The 23,231-nt window shown below is 38.6% G+C and carries 27 protein-coding genes and 1 pseudogene; 10 read left to right on the top strand and 18 right to left on the bottom strand.

The features are described from left to right. The first annotated feature begins 454 nt into the window (after nucleotides 1-454). Together FNZ60_RS02115 and FNZ60_RS02110 are read left to right on the top strand one after the other, a co-directional pair. Nucleotides 455-1,012 carry an NADPH-dependent FMN reductase gene (locus FNZ60_RS02115; RefSeq protein ID WP_142416089.1) on the top strand — a complete coding sequence of 186 codons (558 nt, stop codon included), beginning with the start codon at nucleotides 455-457 and terminating at the stop codon, nucleotides 1,010-1,012. A 39-nt stretch (nucleotides 1,013-1,051) separates the two neighbouring features. Next, nucleotides 1,052-1,567, top strand: a complete 516-nt coding sequence (locus tag FNZ60_RS02110; RefSeq protein WP_142416088.1) for a Rossmann-fold NAD(P)-binding domain-containing protein — start codon at nucleotides 1,052-1,054, stop codon at nucleotides 1,565-1,567. A gap of 1,510 nt (nucleotides 1,568-3,077) precedes the next feature. Here the strand turns inward: FNZ60_RS02110 and FNZ60_RS10375 are convergent. The 10 genes from FNZ60_RS10375 to FNZ60_RS02070 all read right to left on the bottom strand — a co-directional run bounded on the left by FNZ60_RS10375 (nucleotide 3,078) and on the right by FNZ60_RS02070 (nucleotide 8,781). Beyond that, nucleotides 3,078-3,212 carry a hypothetical protein gene (locus tag FNZ60_RS10375; protein ID WP_281280230.1) on the bottom strand — a complete coding sequence of 45 codons (135 nt, stop codon included), beginning with the start codon at nucleotides 3,210-3,212 and terminating at the stop codon, nucleotides 3,078-3,080. A gap of 17 nt (nucleotides 3,213-3,229) precedes the next feature. Next, nucleotides 3,230-3,409 (bottom strand): hypothetical protein, encoded by a 180-nt coding sequence (locus tag FNZ60_RS02105; protein WP_142416087.1) that lies wholly within the window; start codon nucleotides 3,407-3,409, stop codon nucleotides 3,230-3,232. 399 nt (nucleotides 3,410-3,808) lie between these two features. Beyond that, complete coding sequence (locus FNZ60_RS10000; RefSeq protein ID WP_246054698.1) at nucleotides 3,809-4,060, bottom strand: hypothetical protein; 252 nt, start codon at nucleotides 4,058-4,060, stop codon at nucleotides 3,809-3,811. Nucleotides 4,061-4,312: 252 nt separating this feature from the next. Further along, the gene (locus tag FNZ60_RS02095; RefSeq protein WP_142416085.1) at nucleotides 4,313-5,461 is read right to left on the bottom strand and encodes a DUF6990 domain-containing protein; all 1,149 of its coding nucleotides are present in this window, start codon (nucleotides 5,459-5,461) and stop codon (nucleotides 4,313-4,315) included. Nucleotides 5,462-5,474: 13 nt separating this feature from the next. Beyond that, entirely contained in the window at nucleotides 5,475-5,837 is a 363-nt protein-coding gene (locus FNZ60_RS02090) for a hypothetical protein (RefSeq protein ID WP_142416084.1), read from the bottom strand. A gap of 257 nt (nucleotides 5,838-6,094) precedes the next feature. Then, nucleotides 6,095-6,457 (bottom strand): hypothetical protein, encoded by a 363-nt coding sequence (locus FNZ60_RS02085; protein ID WP_142416083.1) that lies wholly within the window; start codon nucleotides 6,455-6,457, stop codon nucleotides 6,095-6,097. Between the two features lie 721 nt (nucleotides 6,458-7,178). Continuing rightward, entirely contained in the window at nucleotides 7,179-7,424 is a 246-nt protein-coding gene (locus FNZ60_RS09600; protein ID WP_185913417.1) for a hypothetical protein, read from the bottom strand. Further along, nucleotides 7,421-7,636 carry a hypothetical protein gene (locus FNZ60_RS09595; RefSeq protein WP_185913416.1) on the bottom strand — a complete coding sequence of 72 codons (216 nt, stop codon included), beginning with the start codon at nucleotides 7,634-7,636 and terminating at the stop codon, nucleotides 7,421-7,423. Before FNZ60_RS09595 ends, FNZ60_RS09600 begins: the two co-directional genes overlap by 4 nt. Continuing rightward, nucleotides 7,633-7,881 (bottom strand): hypothetical protein, encoded by a 249-nt coding sequence (locus FNZ60_RS02080; protein ID WP_246054697.1) that lies wholly within the window; start codon nucleotides 7,879-7,881, stop codon nucleotides 7,633-7,635. The genes FNZ60_RS09595 and FNZ60_RS02080 overlap by 4 nt, the downstream gene beginning before the upstream one ends. A 315-nt stretch (nucleotides 7,882-8,196) precedes the next feature. After that, nucleotides 8,197-8,781 carry a hypothetical protein gene (locus FNZ60_RS02070; protein WP_142416080.1) on the bottom strand — a complete coding sequence of 195 codons (585 nt, stop codon included), beginning with the start codon at nucleotides 8,779-8,781 and terminating at the stop codon, nucleotides 8,197-8,199. 127 nt (nucleotides 8,782-8,908) lie between these two features. On the opposite strand from FNZ60_RS02070, the gene FNZ60_RS09590 reads away from it, so the two are divergent. Further along, nucleotides 8,909-9,181 carry a hypothetical protein gene (locus tag FNZ60_RS09590; RefSeq protein WP_185913414.1) on the top strand — a complete coding sequence of 91 codons (273 nt, stop codon included), beginning with the start codon at nucleotides 8,909-8,911 and terminating at the stop codon, nucleotides 9,179-9,181. A 206-nt stretch (nucleotides 9,182-9,387) separates the two neighbouring features. Here the strand turns inward: FNZ60_RS09590 and FNZ60_RS02060 are convergent, their stop codons facing one another. Then, complete coding sequence (locus tag FNZ60_RS02060; protein ID WP_142416078.1) at nucleotides 9,388-9,915, bottom strand: hypothetical protein; 528 nt, start codon at nucleotides 9,913-9,915, stop codon at nucleotides 9,388-9,390. A gap of 562 nt (nucleotides 9,916-10,477) precedes the next feature. Between FNZ60_RS02060 and FNZ60_RS02055 the strand changes: the two genes are divergently transcribed. Further along, nucleotides 10,478-10,723: a hypothetical protein gene (locus FNZ60_RS02055; RefSeq protein WP_185913419.1), complete on the top strand. Its 246-nt coding sequence runs from the start codon at nucleotides 10,478-10,480 to the stop codon at nucleotides 10,721-10,723. A gap of 435 nt (nucleotides 10,724-11,158) precedes the next feature. Here the strand turns inward: FNZ60_RS02055 and FNZ60_RS09585 are convergent, their stop codons facing one another. Both FNZ60_RS09585 and FNZ60_RS02050 read right to left on the bottom strand, forming a co-directional pair. Next, nucleotides 11,159-11,323, bottom strand: coding sequence for a hypothetical protein (locus tag FNZ60_RS09585; RefSeq protein ID WP_185913412.1), 165 nt, complete (start codon nucleotides 11,321-11,323; stop codon nucleotides 11,159-11,161). A gap of 10 nt (nucleotides 11,324-11,333) precedes the next feature. Continuing rightward, the gene (locus FNZ60_RS02050) at nucleotides 11,334-11,759 is read right to left on the bottom strand and encodes a hypothetical protein (RefSeq protein WP_142416077.1); all 426 of its coding nucleotides are present in this window, start codon (nucleotides 11,757-11,759) and stop codon (nucleotides 11,334-11,336) included. Nucleotides 11,760-13,238: 1,479 nt separating this feature from the next. Between FNZ60_RS02050 and FNZ60_RS02045 the strand changes: the two genes are divergently transcribed. After that, nucleotides 13,239-13,838, top strand: a complete 600-nt coding sequence (locus FNZ60_RS02045) for a hypothetical protein (RefSeq protein WP_142416076.1) — start codon at nucleotides 13,239-13,241, stop codon at nucleotides 13,836-13,838. 2,261 nt (nucleotides 13,839-16,099) lie between these two features. Here FNZ60_RS02045 and FNZ60_RS02040 read toward each other — a convergent pair. Next, the gene (locus FNZ60_RS02040; protein ID WP_142416075.1) at nucleotides 16,100-16,327 is read right to left on the bottom strand and encodes a hypothetical protein; all 228 of its coding nucleotides are present in this window, start codon (nucleotides 16,325-16,327) and stop codon (nucleotides 16,100-16,102) included. Between the two features lie 42 nt (nucleotides 16,328-16,369). Next, complete coding sequence (locus FNZ60_RS02035) at nucleotides 16,370-16,591, bottom strand: hypothetical protein (protein WP_142416074.1); 222 nt, start codon at nucleotides 16,589-16,591, stop codon at nucleotides 16,370-16,372. 701 nt (nucleotides 16,592-17,292) lie between these two features. On the opposite strand from FNZ60_RS02035, the pseudogene FNZ60_RS02030 reads away from it, so the two are divergent. Then, nucleotides 17,293-18,262: pseudogene (locus FNZ60_RS02030) on the top strand (YopJ/AvrA family T3SS effector serine/threonine acetyltransferase). A 373-nt stretch (nucleotides 18,263-18,635) separates the two neighbouring features. Next, nucleotides 18,636-19,628, top strand: coding sequence for a YopJ/AvrA family T3SS effector serine/threonine acetyltransferase (locus FNZ60_RS02025; protein WP_142416073.1), 993 nt, complete (start codon nucleotides 18,636-18,638; stop codon nucleotides 19,626-19,628). Nucleotides 19,629-20,097: 469 nt separating this feature from the next. On the opposite strand, the gene FNZ60_RS02020 is transcribed toward FNZ60_RS02025, so the two are convergent. Together FNZ60_RS02020 and FNZ60_RS10370 are read right to left on the bottom strand one after the other, a co-directional pair. Further along, nucleotides 20,098-20,244, bottom strand: a complete 147-nt coding sequence (locus FNZ60_RS02020) for a hypothetical protein (protein WP_210243978.1) — start codon at nucleotides 20,242-20,244, stop codon at nucleotides 20,098-20,100. A 58-nt stretch (nucleotides 20,245-20,302) separates the two neighbouring features. Further along, nucleotides 20,303-20,434, bottom strand: a complete 132-nt coding sequence (locus tag FNZ60_RS10370; RefSeq protein ID WP_281280229.1) for a hypothetical protein — start codon at nucleotides 20,432-20,434, stop codon at nucleotides 20,303-20,305. A gap of 371 nt (nucleotides 20,435-20,805) precedes the next feature. Between FNZ60_RS10370 and FNZ60_RS02015 the strand changes: the two genes are divergently transcribed. The 3 genes from FNZ60_RS02015 (at nucleotide 20,806) to FNZ60_RS02000 (ending at nucleotide 22,030) form a co-directional block, all read left to right on the top strand. Continuing rightward, complete coding sequence (locus FNZ60_RS02015) at nucleotides 20,806-21,468, top strand: lysozyme (RefSeq protein WP_142416071.1); 663 nt, start codon at nucleotides 20,806-20,808, stop codon at nucleotides 21,466-21,468. Further along, nucleotides 21,468-21,701, top strand: coding sequence for a hypothetical protein (locus FNZ60_RS02010; protein ID WP_425456823.1), 234 nt, complete (start codon nucleotides 21,468-21,470; stop codon nucleotides 21,699-21,701). The genes FNZ60_RS02015 and FNZ60_RS02010 overlap by 1 nt, the downstream gene beginning before the upstream one ends. A 128-nt stretch (nucleotides 21,702-21,829) precedes the next feature. Further along, a complete protein-coding gene (locus FNZ60_RS02000) occupies nucleotides 21,830-22,030 on the top strand; it encodes a hypothetical protein (RefSeq protein WP_142416068.1) in 201 nt (66 codons plus the stop codon). Nucleotides 22,031-22,913: 883 nt separating this feature from the next. Here FNZ60_RS02000 and FNZ60_RS09880 read toward each other — a convergent pair. After that, the coding region (locus FNZ60_RS09880) for a hypothetical protein (RefSeq protein WP_210243977.1) at nucleotides 22,914-23,231 on the bottom strand (318 nt) is incomplete at its 5' end.

Below are 23,231 nucleotides of genomic sequence, written 5' to 3'. Positions count from 1 at the left end.
CGCCTCCTTTTGACAGACAAAAAAGGGATTGATGCAATGAAAAAAGATAATCTAAAAAAGTTTGAAATAAAGAAATCTTAAAAACACGCTTATTCAACTTAAAAAAGGTCAATGATTATTCAAACAATGGTTATTCAAAAGAGGGTTCTTCTATTTTTCAAAAGATCTTTAGAAGCCAACAATAGAGCTCTTTTCGAGACAACCGTTCTTTTTGCACTCAAAGGTTTCAGCCTTAGGCAAAACCACTCCAGTTCCCTTGCAAGTTTTAGATATTGTTTTATTCACAATCTTGTTAGTATCCATTGATTCTATGATCTCGTGGATACAATCTACCATGGCGATTATTATAGCAGAGCATGTTGATGAGCGTCATTCATTATTACTGACAATCCTTATATAAGCCTTGCGTGCCTTAAGAAGTTTGCGTAAAACTTGTTAGAAAAAGGAGAATCAGTTGAATATAGCGATTATTTTGGGGTCTGTGCGTCAACCTTCCTTCACAAGAACTTTAGCACGTCATTTAGCCGATTGCCTTACAAAACGTGGGGCATCAATTCACTGGATTGATTTGCGTGAACACCCCTTGCCGATAGTCGATCCAGATTATCATCATCAAGTTGAAAATCATCCAAGTGCAGCAGTCCGTCAGTTTATAAAAACCATTGTGGCAGCAGATGGCATTATTCTTGCAAGTCCCCTTTATCAAGGCTCATATTCAGGGGTTTTAAAAAATGCTCTTGATCATTTAACCTCTAATGCCTTTTTCCATAAACCAGTAGGACTTATCTCTCATGGGAGTAGCATTAAAAAATGCGCACAACCGTGCGAACATTTACTTTTAGTGGTGCAAACGCTTTATGGTTATGCACTCCAATGTCAAATTGCCTCTTCCAACAAAGATTTTGCCTTCAATGACGAAGAGAATACTTGGCAAGTAATCAGTAAAGAGGTACAAACACGTTGTGAACAGCTTTCTGATGAAATGTGTACATTTTTAAAGCAACACGTTTAAAGGAAAGAGGTAAAATTTAACGCAAAAGAGGTGGGGAGCATGAGAAAACATAACGCATACTATCGTTATTTAATCTTAGGGGGAACGGGAATGCTTGCCCCTTTGTGTCAATCACTAAAGCCACAAGAAGCCATCATTGCAGCACGCTTTCTTTCGCAAAAAGTCCAGCTTGAAGCACGCCAAAAAAAACAGTTGTGCGTATTATTAGATTATGATTGTGCAACTTCACAGACAAAGTTTTTAGCAGCCATGAAACAATGGTGTGATCTAAAATATTGCATATTTTGGCTTCATTCATCCGCTCACGCATTTTCTTGCGCGTTAATTGAACAGTTAGCTCTTTTGCCTAAACCACCGTGTATTCTTCATGTTTTTGGTTCCAACACGCATGATCAAATGATAACGGAGTGCGCACGCAAAAATAAGATTGATTTCATCCCCATTCACTTAGAACAAAAAACAACGTCAAAAGGTTCACGCTGTCTGCCCCATAAGAAAATAAGCCAACAGATACTGAACATCATAAAAAATCATATGAAAAAACAAACCTTATGATCAATCTTTGCTTTTTCTTTACAAACAAACAACCACTCCTCTATCCATCCCCCCTCTTAAAACCCCATCCTTCTTACAACCGTCGTGCTCTAAGCCCATCACCTTTACAGCTCCACGCTTTTACGATTACACTTATTTGCAGAAAACATTAGAGAGATGATAATCAATCTCATTGAAGCCATTGATTAACATCTGTCTTTTCCAATTTCCCATGCCACTTCAATCTTTACGCATTTCATAGCTCAATCTTTGATGTCCCTCTTACTATTCTCTTCTCTCGACCACCCTTCTCACACTGACCATATTATTGAACACCTCCACGTTTTCACAGTTCCACGCTTTTACGATTACACTTATTTACAGAAAGCTGTAGAGAGATGATAACCATCTCAAGACTATTATCCCCTTCAAATAAAGGCAAACGTCATTTGTGATAGGAAAAACACCGTATCCCCCCTCTGCACGTCTTAAAGCTGTAAAACAATGGTATGATCTAAAATGATGCCTTCACGACGTGGGAATACCTAACCGCGCTTTTTCTAACGCTGCGTCTCATTATCGCGTGATTTTGTAATAAGATATCAAATGCTTGATAAAATAAGTATACAGCACCACATATGTGATCGTTAAGAAAATATTAAGAACTATCCAAAGCACAGAAAAAATTATTGATCATCAGCCTTTCACCCCAACTCCCCTACACCATTTCAACGTATTGACAACTCTTCCCCAAACGCTCTTTATCTTTCACAACCCCTCTCTCAAATATCCTATCTCCATTCACACTCTTTTCACTCCCTCCTTACAACCGTCGTGCTCTAAGCCCATCACCTTTACAGTTCAACGTTTTTACGATTATAATCATTTACAGAAAGCTGTAGAGAGATGATAACCATCTCAAGACTATTGATTGGCATCTGTCTTTTCCAATTTCCCATGCCTCTTCAATCTTTACGCATTTCACAGCTCAATCTTTGATGTCCCTCTTACTATTCTCTTCTCTCGACCACCCTTCTCACACTGGCCATATTATTGAACACCTCCACGTTTTCACAGTTCCACGCTTTTACGATTATAATCATTTACAGAAAGCTGTAGAGAGATGATAATCATCCCAAGACTATTGATTGGCATCTGTCTTTTCCAATTTCCCATACCTCTTCAATCTTTACGCATTTCACAGCTCAATCTTTGATGTCCCTCTTACTATTCTCTTCTCTCGACCACCCTTCTCACACTGACCATATTATTGAACACCTCCACGTTTTCACAGTTCCACGCTTTTACGATTACACTTATTTACAGAAAGCTGTAGAGAGATGATAACCATCTCAAGACTATTATCCCCTTCAAATAAAGGCAAACGTCATTTGTGATAGGAAAAACACCGTACCCCCCCTCTGCACGTCTTAAAGCTGTAAAACAACGGTATGATCTAAAATGATGCCTTCACGACGTGGGAATACCTAACCGCGCTTTTTCTAACGCTGCGTCTCATTACCGCGTGATCTTATAATAAGATATCAAACGCTTGATTAAAGAAATATACAGTGCCACAATGGGAATTATTAAGAAAAAATCCCAAAGCCCCCTGAACAAGAGCCATCAAAACAATCGTAGCAGCTGCCGCCATCTTGTCATGCATTTTTCCCCTTCCCCTTATCAATCAATTGATTGGAGTGCTTCAGTTGCTTTTTCCAATTGCTGAATCTTCTTTTTTAGTCGAGAAGTTAAAATTTCACGAAGGATCACAATAACAGGAACCGTTACCAAAAGACATGCCGATAAAACAACAAAGAATAAAATGTAGACAAATCTCCTCTCATCGATCTCAACATTCACATTTTTATAGAAAGCCACATAGATATAAAATTTAAAAACAATAAGGATGCAAGAGAGGCATGCGTGGATGACATAATCTTTAGTGGAAAAAGAGAGCCATTTTTTAAACGAATAGGAACTTATTTCTGTGTCCAAGACTAAGTTTTGCTGCACGCTTTCTTTAAGACTTTTTTAGAAAAATAAAAATGCTGCAGCTGTTCTTTTATCAAACGTCTTTGTTTTTTTACTTTGAAAATGAGCCGCAAACGCTTGATTAAACAATAATAAGGCGCCACAATAACCCTATTGACAAAAAGAGCAAAAACCGTCACGAGCCTCGAGAATAAAACAGCCAAACAGCAGAAAAACCATTAAAAATGGCGGAACTAACCTTTCATAGCGATCATCTCACCAACTGATCTATGACAGCTTTGTCTCTTCTTCCAGTTTTTGCTGTGTTTTTTTCAATTTACGTTCTTTGAAGCTACGCAGCCCCCAAAGGATCGGAAGAGGGGTTAAAAGACAAAACCAAATCAACACCGGTAAGAGGAAAATAAGGGAACCGATTCCCTCCCATCTTGCCCAGTCCTCTGGCTGTATCAGAGATCTTGCACCCGCAGGAACTTCTAAAGCCATTATGATAAAGCCCGCACACACACCCCTGCACAACATTGTGTAAAAACCCTTGCACAACATTGTACAAAATATTGTGTAAAACATAATGAACAAGCGGCGCCCGATCATTTTGCACCACTCTTCCCCTTTACGGCCTGCCATTGAAAATACTGGCAATTTTTTACGTGAAAAGAAAGTCTCTTCAAATATTGCGTTTTTCTGCAGCATTGGTCCCCTCTGCTTTTTTATTTTTACACACCATTTTACGCATGAAGCTTTTGTTAAAGTTATCTAAACTTTTTATTTTTTTCAATAGTTTATTTCATCAATCCCAATTTTTACATCCATATATCTTACCTCCCCATCCTTGATGTAAAGAATATGAGGACGAGCGTTTTTTCCATCAATCTCACAAATGGTGTCTTTTTCGTAAACCGTATAGCCCTGTTGTCTTAATTCTTCTCTTTTTTCCTCGATCAAATTTTCGTAAACAAACCGCCTTCTATTGCACAAATTTGGATCTTTGATTCTAAAATAGTCATAGCTCTCCACCTCTAGAAAATAGGTTTTTGCTGTCTGTTTCAGCAAATCGTAACTGGGTTGTTTTGCCTTTTCTACCGCCTTAGCAATCGCTATCGCGTGTTCCAGATGCTCTTTTTTAATGCTTGTCTCAAAGCCTAACCACTCACCTTCTATAAAGCTTTTGTGATAGGAGTCTAAAGTTTCAACATCCCCCAACAAGGCTAAAGCCGCAAGATAGCGCAATGAATAAGGTGTTAACTGCGGGACCGAAATTTTGTTTTCCCAAGGAAGAGTACGATATTGAGAACGAAGCATAGTGCCAAGATCAACCTCGCCCATGGCTTTGTCTAAGGCTTTTTCAAGCGCAGAGCGTAAATGCGAGGCGCTCACCTTTTCTTCAAAAATTTCCAATCCCTTCACCTCAAAACTCAACTCGAGAGCAATCAAACCTCCAGAGTTATAAGGGTCTATCGTTTGGCAAGCCGCCGCATGAATACCAGAGCCCACCGCAAGTGCACAATCAAATTGCGGATAGCCCTTCTCAGCATTATAAAGAAACTGCACTTCACGGTCTGGTAAAAAGAAGGTGGCCAAATGATCCCCTTTTTCTTCAATTTCCACCCTTCCCCCCAAACTTTTTAACAGCGCCGTTGCGCTTTCCATCGTGAGAATTTCCTCATCCACAACTTGAGAGAAATCTTTGGATTCTTCTTCCGCAGATGATGCTTTCATCATCGGTTCTTCCCTACTGGACGGCTCAAAACTGCCCGGTTGTTTACGCACGCGCGTTAATTCTTTGATCACTTGGCAATACAATCTCACCCGCTTGAAAGCAGAATAATACAATGCCCAAATAAACATCGTGACCACAGCAGAAAGCGTTGTAAAAAGCGTCAAGCCCACACCCCATGAAAATATGACAAGGATATCTTTCATTTTCCCCTTCCCCTTAGAGCTTGTTTTGTTGATAAGGAGCCGCTATCGGCTGCCCCATTGCTTGCTCTAACTGCTCGATCTTTTTTTTCAACAAATGCGTAAAAATAATACGGACCACAAAGGCAATAGGGATCAAGATAAAAGTGAAATCTAATATAAGCAGCATAAAAAAGAAGAGAAAAGCCATGACATCCGCGTCCCCCTCTGTCAACTTCCACCCAAGCAACGCCGGTACAAAGAGACCTGTTCTCAAAGCAGCAAGAGTCAAAGTAATGCAAAAGATAACTTTATAATTTTTGCGTGTTAGAAACGCTTCTTCCAAAGAAAAAGACCGTTTTTGCCTATCCAATGGTGCATTTTTTTCATTGCCCCGCATTTTTACCCCTCATTTGTTTAAAACTTTAAAGCTATTTTCATGGAATAAAAGCTTTTATCCGCACAATCAATGCTTGTTTTATACCCATTCCTCACGATCAAATGCTTTTAGATCAATGGCTTGTCTTTGTCTCCGCTTTTATGAGAAAGAGCATCTTTTCCCTTGATATCAAACATCACCCCCATAAAAGCGCTCCTATAACGCATGAGAATAAAGCCCCGTATTTTCTCTCTCCTTTACGCGCTTTTTTTATGAATTTAAGAGTTGTTTTCCGCTTGCCCCATTGCTTTCTCCAACTGCTCGATCTTTTTTTTCAACAAACGCGTAAAAATGACACGAACCACAAAGGCAACAGGGATCAAGATAAAAAGAAGCACGGATATAAAACCCAACATCAATGTGAGAATGAAGAGGCTATAATTCCACCACCCCGTTAAATCCCACTCAAATAACATAATAAGTGTCATTCTAAAAGCCTCAAGAATAAAGGCCAAGCAAAAGATGATTTTATAATTTTTGCGTGTCAAAAAAGCTTCTTCCAAAGAAAAAGCCCGTGGTTTCCACTGCGATAGTGAACTTTTCCCCCTCTCTGATAGTGAATTTCCCCCATTGTGCCGCATTTTTTATCCCTCGTTTGTCTAAAATTTTAAAGCCCTTTTTATAAAAGACCTTTTGTCTTACATATGTGTAAATCTCTGGCTCTCAAGTTCTGAGTGCTTTTTATGCTCCTCGTGATAAGCTTCTTTCATAAGCTGCGTTCAAAAAGAAAAGCAATTGAAAAAAATCGTCAATGGGTTGTTTTATCTTTATGGACGGTCTTCCCCCCTCACCAAAGCACGGTCAAAATGCATTTAATGCTTTTTTCAAAACCCTCTTACCTTCTCGTCAAAGCTTTTATAACAAGTAAGGCTTCAACATCTCTCATCCATGCGAGAGCCTATAAGATAACGCAGCCCATAAGCAGCCCATAAAAAGCCAACGGAGAAGAATCCTTTTGCCAAGAGAGTGTCCGCTCTCACAAAAGTAGTGCCCCCTTCTTACAAGCCCAAAACATTGCGAAGATCAACATTTTCTCTCACCTTTAACGTCTCCCTACTTAACTTAAAACCCGCAGGATCTTTGCCTTTCCTGCAAAAGTTTCCACCCTCTTTACCTTAAAAATCCCCCCTTTGCTTTAAAATCGAATTATAGAACAAAAAACACCCTAAAATAGTCTATCGCCTGTCAAGCTACGTATATATGAGACCACCACAATTCTATTGATCAAGTTGCACACAGCTTGTTTTCATCTTTTTTTAACGATGAGCTCTAATATTGTATCGCGTTCATTCAGCACGCATTTCAGCTCTTTTTTTCACGAAGAAATAGACCCGCACCCGCTTGATAAAAAAGTAATAGCGACTGCACCATTTTCTTCAACGAACCTGCCACGATAAAAAACACACCTGCCCCCATGCACCCTTCATAAACACGACAAAGGAAAAGCCTCCATTTCACTTCTCTCTTACGCACAAGGCAAAGCCCCGCTTCTTCACTTTTCGCTTTCATTTCTATGAGTGAGAATGATGAGCGCTTTTTTCTGTTCAACCTCTTCTTCCAATTGTCGGATCATTTTCTTTAACTGACGATTTACAATAAAAAGCACTGTCAAAAAGCCCCGCCTCTTCACTGCCCATCAACCCATTGATGCAACCACACCAGCTTTCCTCAAAAACATTCTGCTTGGATAAAAGCATAAAACACACCTGCCCCCATGCGCCCTTCATAAACACGACAAAGACAAGACCCCGCCTCTTCACTTTTCGCTCTCATTTCCATGAGTGAGAATGATGAGCGCTTTTTTCTGTTCAACCTCTTCTTCCAGTTGTCGGATCATTTTCTTCAATTGACGATTTACAATAAAAAGCAGAATAAAAACAATGGGTAAGAGTAAAAAAGCACAAGCAAGAATCCAAGCCAGTGGCTCTAATATAGCCGCAGAAACAATGCCCTTCTTTCTCCATATCTTAACGATAATCGTTATAATCGTCGGTGATATCACCATGACGGTTGAAAGATAGAATATTCTTTTATAGTCAGACCAAACAAGCTATCGTCGTACCCAAACAAGAGAAAACCTAAGCAAGCGAAGGCTTTTTTTGTCTCAAAGAGCGAATGGGATTTTTTTATTTTTGGGAGATCTGTTTTAAAGCGCTATCGCGTTCATTGAGCACGCCTTTCAGTTCTTTTTTCAAGCAGAAATAGAGCCTCGCACGCTTGATAAACAGATAATAAATGGTAAAAATTGGCACCCATACTAAAATATTTAAGAGCGTAAAAAACAGAAAAGAAAAGGCTGTTAATGTTATCAGACTACTGGTCATTTTGTTTCCCCCTGCTCTTTTTGATTTTGCACATTCTTCATACGGATTGCTTGATCGCGTTGTTCTATCGCTTCGTCTAATTGCTGAAGCATGGCTCTCAATTTTTGCGTTAATTTTATGCCCATTATGGCAATGATCGGAAAAATAAGAAAAATCCCTACCCATATAAGGCTATAAATAATGCTCATCCTTGAAAGCGGCATTATAACGCTGATCACATGATATTTCCACCATACCAATTTTGCGATAAAAAAAGTAAATTGTAGAAGAGAAATGAGAATAAAGATACAAAGGATAATTTTACATTCTTTTGGATAAAGAGGTAGAGATTCTTTGAAATTAAGCAAGCGTATCTTGGCATCCAGGGTCTCACGCACAAGATTCTGTCTTTTTATTTCTTCCGGATCATTGCGCAGTTGCTGTATGGCGTGCTTTTGTTGCGTTGTACTCTTTTTTAATTCTTGCGCAAGCTTAAAGGACAAGCGCATATGCTTGACCAACAGGTAAGGAAGCCTGATCATGACCATCAACATTAAAATGGCTATAATGATAAGCCCTAAAAAAGCCAAATATTCTATCATAACGCTCTCTTTTTCCCCTGATCATTTTGATATGCAATCATCATTTTTACTCACTGCTCAAACCAGTGTTTCTAATCTCTTAACTGTTTTTTTCACACCATAATGAAGGAAACTATGGAGAATTAAAATGACCGGTAAAGTGAAGACACTACAGACTAAAATAAACAAAAACGGTAGTGCACCAATAAAAAACACAGCCAATGCATCATTCTGCGAAACAGTGGTATATTTTGTAAGAAGAGATAACAACAACGTAGCACATGCTAAAAGAGCAATCACAATGAAAGTTATCCAAGCGATTATTTTATATTCTTTTCTTGAGAGGAACAAAGATTCTTTAAAAGAAAGGGCACTAAACTGTGTTGCAAGAACTGTATTGTTCCCCCTGCTCTCTGGCTGATAATGCCTCAAATTCTGCGTTGTATTTTTTTTGAGCTTTCGCCGCATCCTCCATAATAAGATTGTCCGTTTTATCAAAGAATAATAAAGTATCAAAACAACCTTCACGGTAGAAAAAAGCACCATAATCCATGCAGAATAAATAAAGAGACCTATCCCTAAGGAGATCAATAATAAAATTATTAAAAAAGTGCTCACTTTTTCCCCCTATCGTATTTTGTCAAGAGATTGCTTGCCGGGATATTGCTGCTTTGAGACTGTTTCCCATTGCTGCATCATTTCCTTCACATCCCGTTTCAATATGGCGTGAAAGAGAGAAAAGAGTGGAAAGAACACCGAAAGAACCCCTAAAATGATCTGCGGTAAAAAACATAAAAAAAACCACACACTCTTCCACCCAGCATTACGAAGAAATTCGATCGCAGGATTGTTGTGCAAAGTCCCTATAAGACTTTCTTGCATCAGCTCTTGAAAATTTTGTTGCTTCATTGCTTGCAGCTGTTCGTTGGATATAATGTGAAAAAGTTCCCAAGGTTTCATAGAGATAACCGCCGCAAAAAGCACCAACAAAAGGATAGCCAAGCCACAAATGATGACATAATCTTTTGTTGAGAGACCCATTCCTTTTTTGAAAGCGGACAATTGATGCAACATTGCCTGTGAGATAATGGGCTGCGAGATAAAAGCCTTATTTCCCTCATGGATAGATTGGCTTTGTGATTTATCTTTGATCATATGAATAATCCCCCCACTTTACAAAACGCCCACTTGTAATATTTGATAACATGCGACTAGCGCGAAAAAACCGCTTAGCATTCTTTTCACCATGAAGCAAGTGCTTAATAATTCCTTTTAAATCTTTATTCCTTGTTTAAATTCCTTGAATTTCTCACAACAGCAACTCTCTCACGCTTACAAGCAATCTACGCCTCTTTTTCCCACTTAATCGATCACACGCACCTCAAGGATCTGGATACTTTTCACAACATTCAACAAGCCAAACTATTCCACTAAAAAAATATCCCATGCATAAAGTTTTACCGGTCGGCCTTCCAACAACATATTGATTTATAAAGATAACATATCGTTATTCAACTTGAATGAGAGCCTCGAATAACGTAAGATTCTAATCATTTCAAATCTGTTTATCTTGAATCAATCAAAACCATTTACTTGCATGTTATAAGCGAGAAGAGCCGTGTGAAGTAAAACTGTATAAGAAAGGACTAAAAATAGCTTTTCATGAACCGTCTTACAAGCCCAAGATTTGGTCCACAACACTCAAAGGCTGGCACAAATGTGTGATGATGTCGGCTTGTTTCTGATCAAGCGTAAAGATGGGGGAGCTCAATGGATTTATCATTATACCATTCATGGTCGACACCATGAAATGGGTATGACGTGCGCTTTGAGAGATGCCTCTTTAAAACAAGCTTATGAATATGCAATGCAATGGCATTCTGTTCTTCGGTCCCAAACCGTACAGATAACCCCAATCATTTTCAACAATATCACTTTAACATTACCCTCAACAATTCTTTAAAAATACAGCCTTAAAAGGATATAGATTCCTCATCCCCAGAACAAACAGTCCCCCCCCCTCACAAAAGCTCATCACATTGTTGCCAGTTCCACGCAACAAAAATCACATCCCCAACAAAGCTTTTGTCTATGGTTCTTATGTTTTTTTACTGCGACTTCTGATTACTGCATTTCAAAGGGCATTTCAAAAGGCATCTCAAAGGTGCAATGCATGAACTGGTGCATGAAGCTTTTCCAAGCAAAGTAGGGCGGCCCGCAAGCCCACTCCCCAATAAGCCCCACTAAAAAACATTCCATGTGGAAAATAAAAACATCTCATGGAACAAATATGAGAGAGGCTTATATTTCAGCGTCTTAAACGACGCCTTTTTACAGCACATGTTTTACAGTATTTAACGGCTATGTGTTACAGCACAGTGGAACTCTTATTTTTATATTACCTTTTGAGCTCTTCTCTCAGTTTCTGATCCAAGCTGTAATAGGCTTTTACCCGTTTGTAAAAAAAGTAATAAACACCAACAAGAACCATACTGTTTAAAACAGCAATGATAATAAGCCCTAAAAAAGCAAGAATACCTAATAATATTGTAAAAGCAATCATTTATTTCCCCCTATTTTGTTTGTGTACGAACAAGTTCATCTTGCTGGTTCGGCGTTTTTTCCAAATTTTGGATTATTTTTTGTAAACGACGATCTAACAGAAAGTGCAAGACCAAAATGATCGGTAAAAATATGATCGAAAGTTCCCAAATAAAAGTTGGTAAGAAAAGAATAAAATCTGTAAAACTATCTCCCCCGCCATAAACGCCGCCAGCAAACAAATACAAAATTGACATTGGCAAATAGGCTATACGAAAAGCACCTAAGATTAACAAAACGATAGAGATGCAAAAAATGATTTTATAATCTCTTATGCAGAGCACCATAGATTTTTTTAAGGAAAAGAGCTGAGACTTTTTATCGGAATCTGAATGAGATACAGTCTCTGTATCTTTCTGCATCTGAGCAGATTGGTGTTGTGAATTATCTGTTGTCATGCCAGCATTACCCCGCTTTCTTATTATAAAAAACTACCTATCTTAAGAAGCCCGCTTAAAGCGCCTCTTGTCTTCCACATATCACTCATGTATTAGAAAAAGCTTCCCCCATAAAACCATATGCCTGTTACAAAGCCAAAAGACTACCAAAAAATGAATAACCCTCCTTGCACACTCCTCTTTGCTTTGATGAATCAACAGAGCACGATTCACGTGAGAGTCTGCATCCCTTTAGCATTAAAAAGGGTCTATAGTAATTTTTCCAAAAATTTTCAACCTATTTTTTAAAATTTTTTAATAAAAAATGAATATATCGCCTCTTAAATCCGAATTCTCCCGCCTTTATCAACGCCTTTCTCCTATAAAATAACTTTTTTAAGACGTTATCCCATTAACTTTAAATGACGATCCAACCTCTTTTCGTGGATGAGATTTATTAAAACAGCAAAAGAGTTTTTATCTCTTATAAAGGATAGATAAAAGATAAGGTGCCAAACCAGATCGCCAAATCAGATCTTGACCGTTTACCCTTTATTTTAAGTCAATACACGACATTTTATTTGAAAATAGAGCACATCTTATGTTATAATAAGAATGAGTGGACAAGTTTGTTTTTACAGCTCTCAACCACGCAATATAAGGGGAAAAGCCCTTTCATAAAGGGGTAAAATCCTCTATAAAGGATAATGATAGACTGAACAGCATGATATCGATCAAGCCTCTTGGTCCTGCATCCAAGAATTAAGATAAGAAAAACAAAACAGCAGAAAAAAAGACAACAAGAAGAAAAAAACGAGAACAAAAAGAAAGAAATGAGCACAAAATCCCTAAGAATAACATCCCCCCAAAATAACATTCAAGAATAAACCAATCTCCTTTCAGAGGAGAAAAGGAGAAATTGAAAGATTTCTGCAAAGTGCGTGTAAAAAAGGCGCGCGTAAGAAAAACCAATCATTGCTCAATAAGCCTCTAATAAATCCCAATCCCCCCTCCCAATAAGCCCTTAATCCCCTTATGAGAAAAGACACATCATCAAAAAAGATAAGGAAAGTCCCGTGAAACTTTATTTTTTCATTCACATTTAACAAGAATTTCTTTTCACTTTTTCCAGAGAGGTTGAAAAATCCTTTGAAAGCAAATAATCGGCTATCAATAAATAAAATGAACAATAAGCATGATAGGGGAAAAATAACCCGTATAGGATCAAAAAAGGGGCTCCAAATGATTTTTTGCCCCCACAGCGTTGCTGTTCCCGATAACGTTCCACTTCCCTTGAATATTCCCCTCCCCATAATACTTCATTGCGCTTAAAGACTTCATTTCTTTTGTGCTCTGCAACACCCTATATCCCTCTCGTATTTTCTCCCCCCTAGTATGCTCCCCTCCTGGTATTCTCTCTCTCGTATTTACTCAAAGTGCTTTTTACAATCACTGTCCCCCAACAACAGACAGTTTTTTTCATTCAAATGGTTTAAGTTCATGAAAATAGGTAAAAAACGCGGTAGACCGAAAATAACAGGAAAACTCAGAGAGCCCAATGGCCGTATTTCCCGTGCCAAAAACTCCAGCAAATCTGCATCTCAATCAGCCCATCAATCAGCCATTGAAATGCGTGCAAAACACTTTGGTTTAAGCCTCGAAGAAGCCAAAAATCCGCTTGTAGGAAGCTATATTGGACGTCTTTGTTTGCTTGGTTATAAAGAGGATTCATCAGGCATCAGTAAAGAACAATATGACACAGCACAACAATACTTACAAATCAGAAACGACTATTTATGTGCCAAAGGTCTACCAAACGGCTATTATGACGGCTTTAAGCACAGTACCTGCGATGAAAAAGCCAAAAAGCAATGGGTTGAAAGAGCAACACAACACTATGAAGAGATGCAAGAAGCAATTAAGGAAGCACAATATCAGCATCGTCAACACAACTTCCATGCAGCATTACAATATCTTGTGATAGAAGATCAACCCCTGCCAACGCTTGTTGGTTCACTGCGCCTTATTCTTGATGCCCTTTATAAACATTTTGACTGTTCTAACAACAAGAGCCTTTCTAACAAAAAAAGCCTTCGCTAAAAACACGCCCTCGTTGTCTCCCCCGTCAAAGGCTAAAACATCTAAATCCCATGCCCATAAAAACACAAAAATCTGTCAAAGAAGCCCCCATCAAAAGACAAAAAGACAATCCTAGCATGAATTAAGACAAATGCCCTCTCTTCAGATAGCCAACATTCTTCCTATCACCCCTTGTAATCACCGCCTTCATCACACACGTTTTCCCCAACGGTGCGCCCCCAATGGTAAGGGCATAATAAAATGCCAATCTAGCGTTATTCAAGTTGAATGAGAACGTTAAATATCGTAAGTTTTTCTCATTTCAAATCTGTTGAGCTTAAAACAAGCCCGCATCACGTTGCTTGCACACCATAAGTGGGGTTCATGTGTCGGTAAAAACGGTACAAGAAAGCTATACCTTTTCATGAAAAGTCGAGACGCTCCAAGAGGGGATATAACATTGGAAGCGAAGATGTGTAATAGTGTCGGCTGGCTCTTTTTATGATGCGTAAAAATGGCGCGCTCCATAAATTTTATAGTATTTATAGATTTTATAGTATTTCATGGAGGCATTACCGTCCATTTATGGGCGGCACCGTGAAATAGGCTTGGGGGCGGATAACTTTAAAACAAGCCCGCGATTATGCAACATAGAGCTATACTCCATACCTATATTTCATGTGAGGCGTTCTATTTTACATTGCGAGGTGTGATCCCCAAAAAGACACGTAAGAAAAAAGCATAAGGGCTCCTCTTCATTGATGTAAAGGACATTGCTCTAGAAACTTTTGCAAGCTGTAAAACTAACTTAAAAAATGATGCTAAAAATAGATATTTGATCTTGAAAACTTCATATTCTTCCAAATTTCAAGCTGTCTGCCCATTTCAGAAATTATCCAAACAGAAATCTCCCTCTCTTCAAACATCCCCCCCTATCGCCTTCTATTGTAAAAAACACCCTATCCTCCACTTTACCCTCTGCCACAACCTTAACACTTAAGGCAATTCATTATAGAAACTCTGGACCCTTGCTTGTATATTTTAAATCGAGTTTTCCTTCTCTTATGATGAACAAAAGACATAGTCTTGACCACAGCATAGATTTTCAATGAAAAAAATCACGATAATGGGGTCTCTCATTGTAAATGAAGAAAGAAAAGTTATTATAACACCCTGAAATTTTTATAAAATTACAAGCATGATCTTTTAGACCAAAGAAAAAAACCATCACCTTACCCCCACAACATCCCTCCCCAACACGCCCCCACGCACACGAAGAGACACCTCAACGCCAGTTGCCAACACAATAACCAAGCGTTACCCCCAACACCAGCCAACCACAGTCTTCCTAATCAATAAAGCACCATCGGCTGCAAAATCACAACTCCCCCCTCCTCTTGTTCCCCCTCCTTTCTCAAAAGAAATGTTTTACCCTATCAAAAAAAATTCCCATGTAAGACAATATATTATGCTGTACAGTCAATAAATGCGCTTTTTTCTGTAAAATTTTTTCCGCAATAAATTAAAGAAAAATAATTGTTTACAGTTGACAGAATAGGAAAAATCGTATTTAATAATAGGTGCGGTAAAGGGGTATTTGCGTCTTCATTTCATTATCAAATGAATCTTAAACTTAACGCCTACCCTAACGGCTTTGCTCTTACACGCAACGCAATGCTCGAAAACGGCATAAAATCTTCTAGACTACTTCTCGATTAATCGTTAATGCACAAAACACATATTTGTATTGTTATATTTGTATTGTTATAGCCTTAAGCAGATCCTTAATATTGTTGTAAAATCTGTTATAAAACAGTGTGTTTTGCAATAATGTATGGCATTGTGCAACAATATATAAACAACAAATAATGTATGAAGTTATACAGCAATATATGAAGCTGTATAAAATTTTACTGTTTAGAAGAGGGGTAAGCATTAATTGTTTGAAGGTATCTTTTGCTTTTTTAAATTATCTTTCTTTTGTGTTACTAACCACCATATAATTTTAAAATCCATCTCATTTTAAAATATTGAGAAGAAACAATATTTAATAGAAGTGCGCAATAACATACCCCAACATCACCATAAAATATCCCATAAAAACACTGTTATAATACACCACAGAAGCGATAAACAATACACGAACAGAAATAAGATAGCTATCTCGTATTGACGCATAGCATATTTTCGCCTGTACCTCATTTCTCTAAGGATAAAAATTTTTAACCCATATCATAAAGAAGTGATACCTCAAGCTGCACTTGCAATCCACAAACTTTCCCTTAGCGTTTTCTCATGATGACATTCACTAAAAAACTTAAAACGCGCACCACAAACAAGGCACACACCGAAACCCTCACCACCGTCCCTCCGATAACCACACCGGTCATTCGCCTTCCCCCCCAGCAACACCGAATACCGACATTCCTCCACCCCAACACGCCCCACGTACACGGACAGACACCATAGCGCCAGTTGCCAACACAATAACCAAGCGTTATCCCCAACACCAACCAACTACAATCTTTCTAATCAATAAAGCACCACAAGTTTCAAAAGCACAGCTCCCCCCTCCTTTTGTGTGCGCCCTCTTTTCTCAAAAGAAAAAATATATCTATGAAACTCAACACATCTTTATATAAAAACGCATACCCACGACCATAAGCCACCACACCGGTCATTCGCCTTCCCCCCCAGCAACACCGAATATCGACATTCCTCCACCCCAACACGCCCCCACGCACACGGACAGACACCATAGCGCCAGTTGCCAACGCAAAGTCTTAAAACCCAACACCAGTCATCACCCAGAGCAAAATGTCTCCCCCTCTTTTCCCCTGCAAAAATTTATTCTTTCGCACCACAGTCCCTTTTCTCAAAGGAGAGAATATGACACGCAACAAAACTTTTATGAGAAAGTTTTATAGACAGCAGCCAATCAACAGCCACTCGATAAAAACCCCACGCTCTTTACAATATTGCACCCTATGCAACAAAGCTTATCTTATATCATAACGCAAAGGACAATGTTATACGACATAAGTTTTACGAATAGGATCATTTGATCACCCATGCTTCATCATATCTTTCCCCCCCCAAAAAAAATCAAAAGAAGCTTTTTAAAAAAGAGGCATCATTATATCCCCCCTGTTATGTATGATGTTATTTTTTCACATGTAGAACTGTTGAAACTTCCCATTGAAATGGACCATGCCATAAAAAGAACTGACAACATAAAAATAACGTCAATGCATCCAAATTTCTGACCGCTTTTACAGATTTTAAAAGTGGAAAAAATGTGCAAAAAACATGCGGTGTTTAAAAAACTAAAAGTCTCTCTATGAGCTCTTCTTATAAAAATGGCTAAAAGAAACCTTGTTTCTTTCAAGAGACAAAGGCCTTTTTCAAAACATTATTTAGCCAAAATGTAAAAAAATAATATTGCCTCTCCATTATAACCAAGGAGGTTGATATCATGAAAGCACAAGATTCAAAAGACCTGCCCTCTCGTTTATCACCAACACAAGAAAGTGCAAGCGCCCCCGAAGGAGCAAGCGCAAAAGAAGAGACACATACACATAAACCCTTAGAAAGCCTTGCAGCACATTTAGAACGACTCAACACCGAAAAAATAAAAAATATCCCCTTCAATCGTGGAGAATTAAAAGATATTATCGCTGGTTTAGAACAGCATAATGCCGATGGCAGTTGGATCAAAAATTATTATGATATTTTAGATCTCTATATGATGCCCGCCTTAGTCGACCAAGCAAATCATAAATATCCGCAGATGAATCTTAAACTTACCACACCCCCTGACGGCTTTGCCCTTGCACTTAAAGACACCCTCGAGAGCGGTATAAAATCGTCCAGATTGATCGTTAACGCCCAAGATCAAGGCATCCATTTTGCGGTTGTTGATCATCAAAACATCGATGGCAAAACATCTTTGATCTTTTTTGAACCCACCTCACTGCGTGACACATTTCCCGCATTACTCGCATCAAGGACAAGACAATCCCTTGAAGATCAGCAATTGCCTCCTATTCATTTTGCCATGGTGGAAATGGGTATTCAACGAAGTTCCTCTGAATGTGGCATGTTTAGCTTAAGCCTTGCCAAAAAGCTTCATCTTGAATCTGATAAATTAGCAAGACTGCACCAAGATAATGTTAAGGGTGTGTTATGTGCACCAGATACGCCCTTACCGGCTGAAAAGTTAGATCCCTATCTTTCCGCCCGTTTATACAAACATGTGCAAGGAAGAAGACATCTTGACAACTATATAAAAGCCAATCCAGAAGCCGCCCATAAAAAGGTCAACCAAAAGCTAGAGACTTTTGTCGAAAGATTTGAAAAAAACTTAAATTTAGTAGAAGGCAAAACGGTCGTCGGTTTCACAACATAGAAAAAGAGCAACGGAATACAAATCTTTGATGATGTAATAAATGCTTGAGCCCTCTTCATAAAAAGTCTCTTCATAAAAAGTAAAGCAATGCTGCTTGAGCGTTAAATTTGCTCTCACACAAAGCAGCTTTTCCGTTTATAAAACAAAAAGAGCAAACAACGTCTCTTTTAAAGCCAAAGTGTCATTATTCTAATCACAATCAACCTATTTTAAAGTGCATATGTTAAAACTTTGAAGAAACAAAAAAACACGCAAGTTTTAAAAAGCTCCCCCACACTTTCTTATAAAAACAGCTTCAAAATGATTTTTACCTTAATTTTCAAGAGAAAAAGGCTTTTTTAAAACATTATTTCGCCCAGATATTAAGAAAATAATATTGCCTCTGGATTATAACCACGCGAGCTCCTATCATGAAACCACAAGATTCAAAAAATACCGCCCCTCGTTCATCATCAACGCAAGAAAGTGCAAACGCACAAGAAGCTGCGAAAGCACAAGCAGGAACATCTGAAAATGAATCCTTAGAAAGCCTTATTGCTCGTTTAGAACAACTCAATGCTCCTCAAGAAGAAGAAAATATCGCCCTTCATTCTAAAGAGTTACGCGCTATTATTGCAGGCTTAGAAGATGATCTCATCACGGGTCGTTGGTTTTTTGCGGATTATAAAGATACAGATATTAGACTGTTTCCGGCTCTCGTGGAGCAAGCAAATCGCAAATATCCAGGCATGAATCTAAAATTGGCTCTTACAGCAGAAGACTTTACCACCGCGCTCAAAGAAACCGTTGAGAGCAAAGCACAATCTTCCCGATTTATTGTCAATATGGGGAGCAACATCCATTTTGCGGCAATAGATTATAAAACTATTGATGACAAAATCTCTTTAATCATGTTTGAACCGACAACTTTCAATAATATTAGTGCTGGAAGACTAGGAATAAAAATCAATCAAACCCTGCAATATCTTCAACTGCCTCCTTATTCTTTTGCTATGGCCGAAATGGATATTCAACGAAGTTCCTCTGAATGTGGGATCTTTAGTTTAGCGCTTGCCAAAAAGCTTCATCTTGAATCTGATAAATTAGCAAGACTGCACCAAGATAATGTTAAGGGTGTATTATGTGCACCAGATACGCCCTTACCGGCTGAAAAGTTAGATCCTTATCTTCCCGCCCGTTTATACAAACATGCGCAAGGAAGAAAACGTCTCGAACAATATTTAAAAGCCAATCCAGAAGCCGCGCTTGAAAAAGTCAACAAAAAGCAAGAAACACTCATGGAAAGATTTGAAAAAAACTTGCATGTAAAAGAGGAAAAAACAGTCTCTGTTTCGCCCCACAGAAAAAGGATAACAGAATACAAATCTTTGATGATATCATTGTGCTACATTCCCTCTTCATAAAGAACAAATCTTTACTGCCTTACAAGTAACGCTTTGCTGCCTTAAAGCTAAAATTTCTTTTACGCAAATCTGCTTTTTTGTTGATAAAATAAAAACAGCAAACAACTTGCCTCTTAAAAAGCAAAGGGCTGTTGTCTGTCATCATCCCCTTTTAAAAGTGTCTCAAAACGCCAAAACGCTTATCAGCCCAAAGCTCTTGTTAACAATGAGACTCTTTGGATACGCAGAATACTGGATCGATTAAAATACTTAATGCTTTTGCCTTCAGTAAAAGTCTCCTTTTATTTCTTAAGAAGATTACTTTATCTCAAAAGTCTCCATGCCATAGTTCCCAACAAAACCGCGGAGCAAAAGAATGATGATACGCAACACAACCTTTATGGAGAAATTTTTATAGATAAGAGCCCCTCAACAGCCACTCTAAAAACTTCAATGCCGCTCACACCCCCACCCCCATACTCCCATGCCCCTACAAATACCCATGGCGATACACTAGCCCCCGTGCGACCAACCAGACTTCACCAACAAACAAGCCTCCATCAAAAACCAGCATAGAATCTCCCCCCTCTGCCATAAACAATGCCGTTATCCTTACAAAACCACTGCCTCTATTCACACCACCAGCTCTTTTCTCAAAAGAAAAAAATAAAACACGCAATACCCCTTTAAAAGTTTCAGCCCCTTAAAACCAGCTCAACACTTACACCAGCGCTTCCTTCATCTCCACCCACACGACTTCCCCCAGTCCTTCTCCATCTCCACCCACCACCAAACACAATGAACCCGCTTGTCACAAACTCTACCACTCTCAAAAGACCCTCTCAAATTTCATAAAAATCCCCTCTCTCACACATTCGCCCCACACACAAATACACCCATATTCCCATGCCCCCCATGCTCCCACAAACACCCATGACGATACACCAGCCCCCATGTGACCAACCAGACTTCACCAACAAACATGACGGCATCAACAAATCAGAACAAAGTCTCCCCCTTTCCCCAAGGGAAAACACAACGAACAATCCCCCCATCCCCTATGATGCTCATTGGAGATATCATAACCAACCTTTTGATTTCATCAAAACTTTACGTCTCTTCTCGAAGCAAAAAAATTCATTTTAATTTATCAACTCAGCCTCGCTTTAAAGCGAGGCTTTATTTTATGGAGAAGAAAATGAGAAAAATATCATCAACAGGGCTTGCACTTATTAAACAATGGGAAGGATTGCGTTTACGAGCCTATCAAGATGCTATCGGGATGTGGACAATCGGTTATGGCCATACCAGCACGGCTGGCAAACCGTTTGTTCACAAGGGCATGATCATCACGGAAAAACAAGCCGAAGAAATTCTTTCTCAAGATTTAAGACAATTTGAAAATACCGTTGAAAAAAATGTGACGGTTTCCTTAACAGATGAACAATTCGCAGCATTAGTATCCTTTTGCTATAATGTAGGAACAGCGGCTTTTTGCAAATCGACCTTGCTCAAAAAGCTTAATAACGGCGAATATGAAGCGGTCCCTGCTGAATTACAAAAATGGACCAAGGCAGGCGGAAAACGTCTTCACGGTCTTGTCCACCGCCGTGCAGCAGAAGCAGGATTATGGGCAAAAGGAGCTTATGTTTCTTCCAACTATCAAACCGTTGAAACAAAAGAATCCATGGGATTTCTCAAAGCAGAAGCACTATCTCCCATTATTGGTTCTTTTTCTGGACTTGGAGGCTTATTGGCCGGCAATGGTCCTATCCAATGGGCCTTGGCCACCATTATGGTTTTAGCCGCCGGTGTTGGCATTTTCTTTGTCGCAAAACGCTTTGAGGAGCAGCGCTTATAATGAGATGGCTGAAAAAAAATCTGATGATAACAGGCGCGGCTTTGACCGCTTTTTTTATCGCTTTAGCAAAAGCTTTTAGGCTTGGAAAAAAGCTTGAACAGCAAAAGCAAATAGAAACAATTCTAAAATCATCAACAACACGACTAGAGGTGGAAAATGAAATCAATCAAAAAAGTGATGCTGATGTGCGCGCTGCTCTTAGCAACTGGTTGCGCCATAAAAACAATCAATGAGCCTTCATCTTGCGTTGGTTGGATGCCCATTTATTTAGACAAAACAGATCTCAAGAACATCAGCTCAAATCTCGCCAGAGATATTTTAAAGCATAACAAACAAGGGGAAGGCTTGTGTGGATGGAAACATGGCTAGAAAACAAACAGAATTTACAGAAAAAGAAAAAGAAATTCTCCAAGAAATTATTATGACTTATAAAAGTATAAAAGTCATGTCACGCTATACAAAATGGGTTATATTCATCATTTTCTTATTAGCGCTTGATTTTTCACGGATCATGGATGCCTTGATCAATATTTTTCCACAAAAATCGAATATTCAGTTCTAAAATAAACAATGAAACATGAGACGTGCTCAGTCTTTTAAAAGTATAAAAAGCTATCCGTTATTTTTTGAAAATACGGAGATTTTATTGATGATTTTTCACGTCTCATAAACCCTTTTACACGTTCCACAAACACCATGGTGCAATAATTTTCAGACATTCTAGCAGCATGAGGCATTAATTCTAGTGACATTAAAAGAGATTTTTTCACAAACGCATGCATTAAGAAACTTAAACAGACGAATAAAATAACCTTGTAAAACGATCATGCCAAGGTGCATACTTTTAAATCACCGCTTGATACCCAAAGGGTTTGATCCTCTTGCACAGAACTCCGCAGAATTTAACAATCATTAAAAGAGTTTTTTTAAGAAACACACCAATGAACACCATCATACGATTATCTTGCCTATAAAAAGACGCTCCCCTCTTTATGCTTAAAAAAGATCAAATACCCCCTCGCCTTTACCAATCCCCATGATTATAAAAAAACCGTTTATGAAAACCCTATACCACACCTTGATGATTTGAATCTATTCATAAAAGGCTTTTTTTCTGTAAATATTTCACACCAACGCCCTCCATGCATGCGCCATAAAAAATCGCTTAACCGTACAAACGAGATTGATTGTATAAAATGATACAAAAAAGGCATGTCTCTCATAAAATCACCACAAAGGCTTTAGAGCTGTCACAACATTTTAAAGCAGGCCAAAATGTAACAGCCCCAAATATGTGTGATGGTGCTCGTTTATTTCTTCCCAAGCATTAAAGAAAAGAGTGCTCTATAAATTTCCTACACGTCATGGGACATTATACCACGCACCACCCCCCGCCACACGGCATCAACCTACACCACCCCTCGTACCACACATCCCCCCGCACATCATGCACCAGCCCACACCGCAAAATGAGCTTGAAAGAGCAAGGTCTCTTTAAAACCAATGCGTGAATATGGTCGATAAAAACAGGTCGTTAAAAACCGTAATATATTCCTTATCATCATCTTACACTTGTTATGATTTGAAGGAATTTGAAGCAAATCAATAAGATTTGATGACAATAATAACCGAGATAATGATGAGCAATTTCTTATTTTCTGTAAATATGCAAAATCGTAAAAACGTGGAACTGTAAAAGAAACCGTAACAATGTGCACTTTATAAGAAGAATGACGGGGCTGAAGATAGTCGAGAAAAATACA

This window comes from Bartonella massiliensis, from assembly GCF_902150025.1.
GTDB lineage: Bacteria > Pseudomonadota > Alphaproteobacteria > Rhizobiales > Rhizobiaceae > Bartonella > Bartonella massiliensis.
Note: the sequence above shows the minus strand (reverse complement) of the source record. Positions and strands in the feature narration are given on the sequence as shown.

What these genes read in the sequence shown, in the direction of transcription:
- FNZ60_RS02095 (WP_142416085.1), bottom strand. Translation starts at nt 5,461, where the DNA reads ATGAAAGATATCCTTGTCATATTTTCATGGGGTGTGGGCTTGACGCTT.
- FNZ60_RS02110 (WP_142416088.1), top strand. Translation starts at nt 1,052, where the DNA reads ATGAGAAAACATAACGCATACTATCGTTATTTAATCTTAGGGGGAACG.
- FNZ60_RS02045 (WP_142416076.1), top strand. Translation starts at nt 13,239, where the DNA reads ATGAAAATAGGTAAAAAACGCGGTAGACCGAAAATAACAGGAAAACTC.
- FNZ60_RS02060 (WP_142416078.1), bottom strand. Translation starts at nt 9,915, where the DNA reads ATGATCAAAGATAAATCACAAAGCCAATCTATCCATGAGGGAAATAAG.
- FNZ60_RS02055 (WP_185913419.1), top strand. Translation starts at nt 10,478, where the DNA reads ATGTGTGATGATGTCGGCTTGTTTCTGATCAAGCGTAAAGATGGGGGA.
- FNZ60_RS02000 (WP_142416068.1), top strand. Translation starts at nt 21,830, where the DNA reads ATGGCTAGAAAACAAACAGAATTTACAGAAAAAGAAAAAGAAATTCTC.
- FNZ60_RS02080 (WP_246054697.1), bottom strand. Translation starts at nt 7,881, where the DNA reads ATGGTGATATCACCGACGATTATAACGATTATCGTTAAGATATGGAGA.
- FNZ60_RS10000 (WP_246054698.1), bottom strand. Translation starts at nt 4,060, where the DNA reads ATGTTGTGCAGGGGTGTGTGTGCGGGCTTTATCATAATGGCTTTAGAA.
- FNZ60_RS02015 (WP_142416071.1), top strand. Translation starts at nt 20,806, where the DNA reads ATGAGAAAAATATCATCAACAGGGCTTGCACTTATTAAACAATGGGAA.
- FNZ60_RS02085 (WP_142416083.1), bottom strand. Translation starts at nt 6,457, where the DNA reads ATGCGGCACAATGGGGGAAATTCACTATCAGAGAGGGGGAAAAGTTCA.
- FNZ60_RS09590 (WP_185913414.1), top strand. Translation starts at nt 8,909, where the DNA reads ATGACCGGTAAAGTGAAGACACTACAGACTAAAATAAACAAAAACGGT.
- FNZ60_RS02010 (WP_425456823.1), top strand. Translation starts at nt 21,468, where the DNA reads ATGAGATGGCTGAAAAAAAATCTGATGATAACAGGCGCGGCTTTGACC.
- FNZ60_RS02070 (WP_142416080.1), bottom strand. Translation starts at nt 8,781, where the DNA reads ATGATAGAATATTTGGCTTTTTTAGGGCTTATCATTATAGCCATTTTA.
- FNZ60_RS10375 (WP_281280230.1), bottom strand. Translation starts at nt 3,212, where the DNA reads ATGCATGACAAGATGGCGGCAGCTGCTACGATTGTTTTGATGGCTCTT.
- FNZ60_RS09585 (WP_185913412.1), bottom strand. Translation starts at nt 11,323, where the DNA reads ATGATTGCTTTTACAATATTATTAGGTATTCTTGCTTTTTTAGGGCTT.
- FNZ60_RS02025 (WP_142416073.1), top strand. Translation starts at nt 18,636, where the DNA reads ATGAAACCACAAGATTCAAAAAATACCGCCCCTCGTTCATCATCAACG.
- FNZ60_RS02050 (WP_142416077.1), bottom strand. Translation starts at nt 11,759, where the DNA reads ATGACAACAGATAATTCACAACACCAATCTGCTCAGATGCAGAAAGAT.
- FNZ60_RS02090 (WP_142416084.1), bottom strand. Translation starts at nt 5,837, where the DNA reads ATGCGGGGCAATGAAAAAAATGCACCATTGGATAGGCAAAAACGGTCT.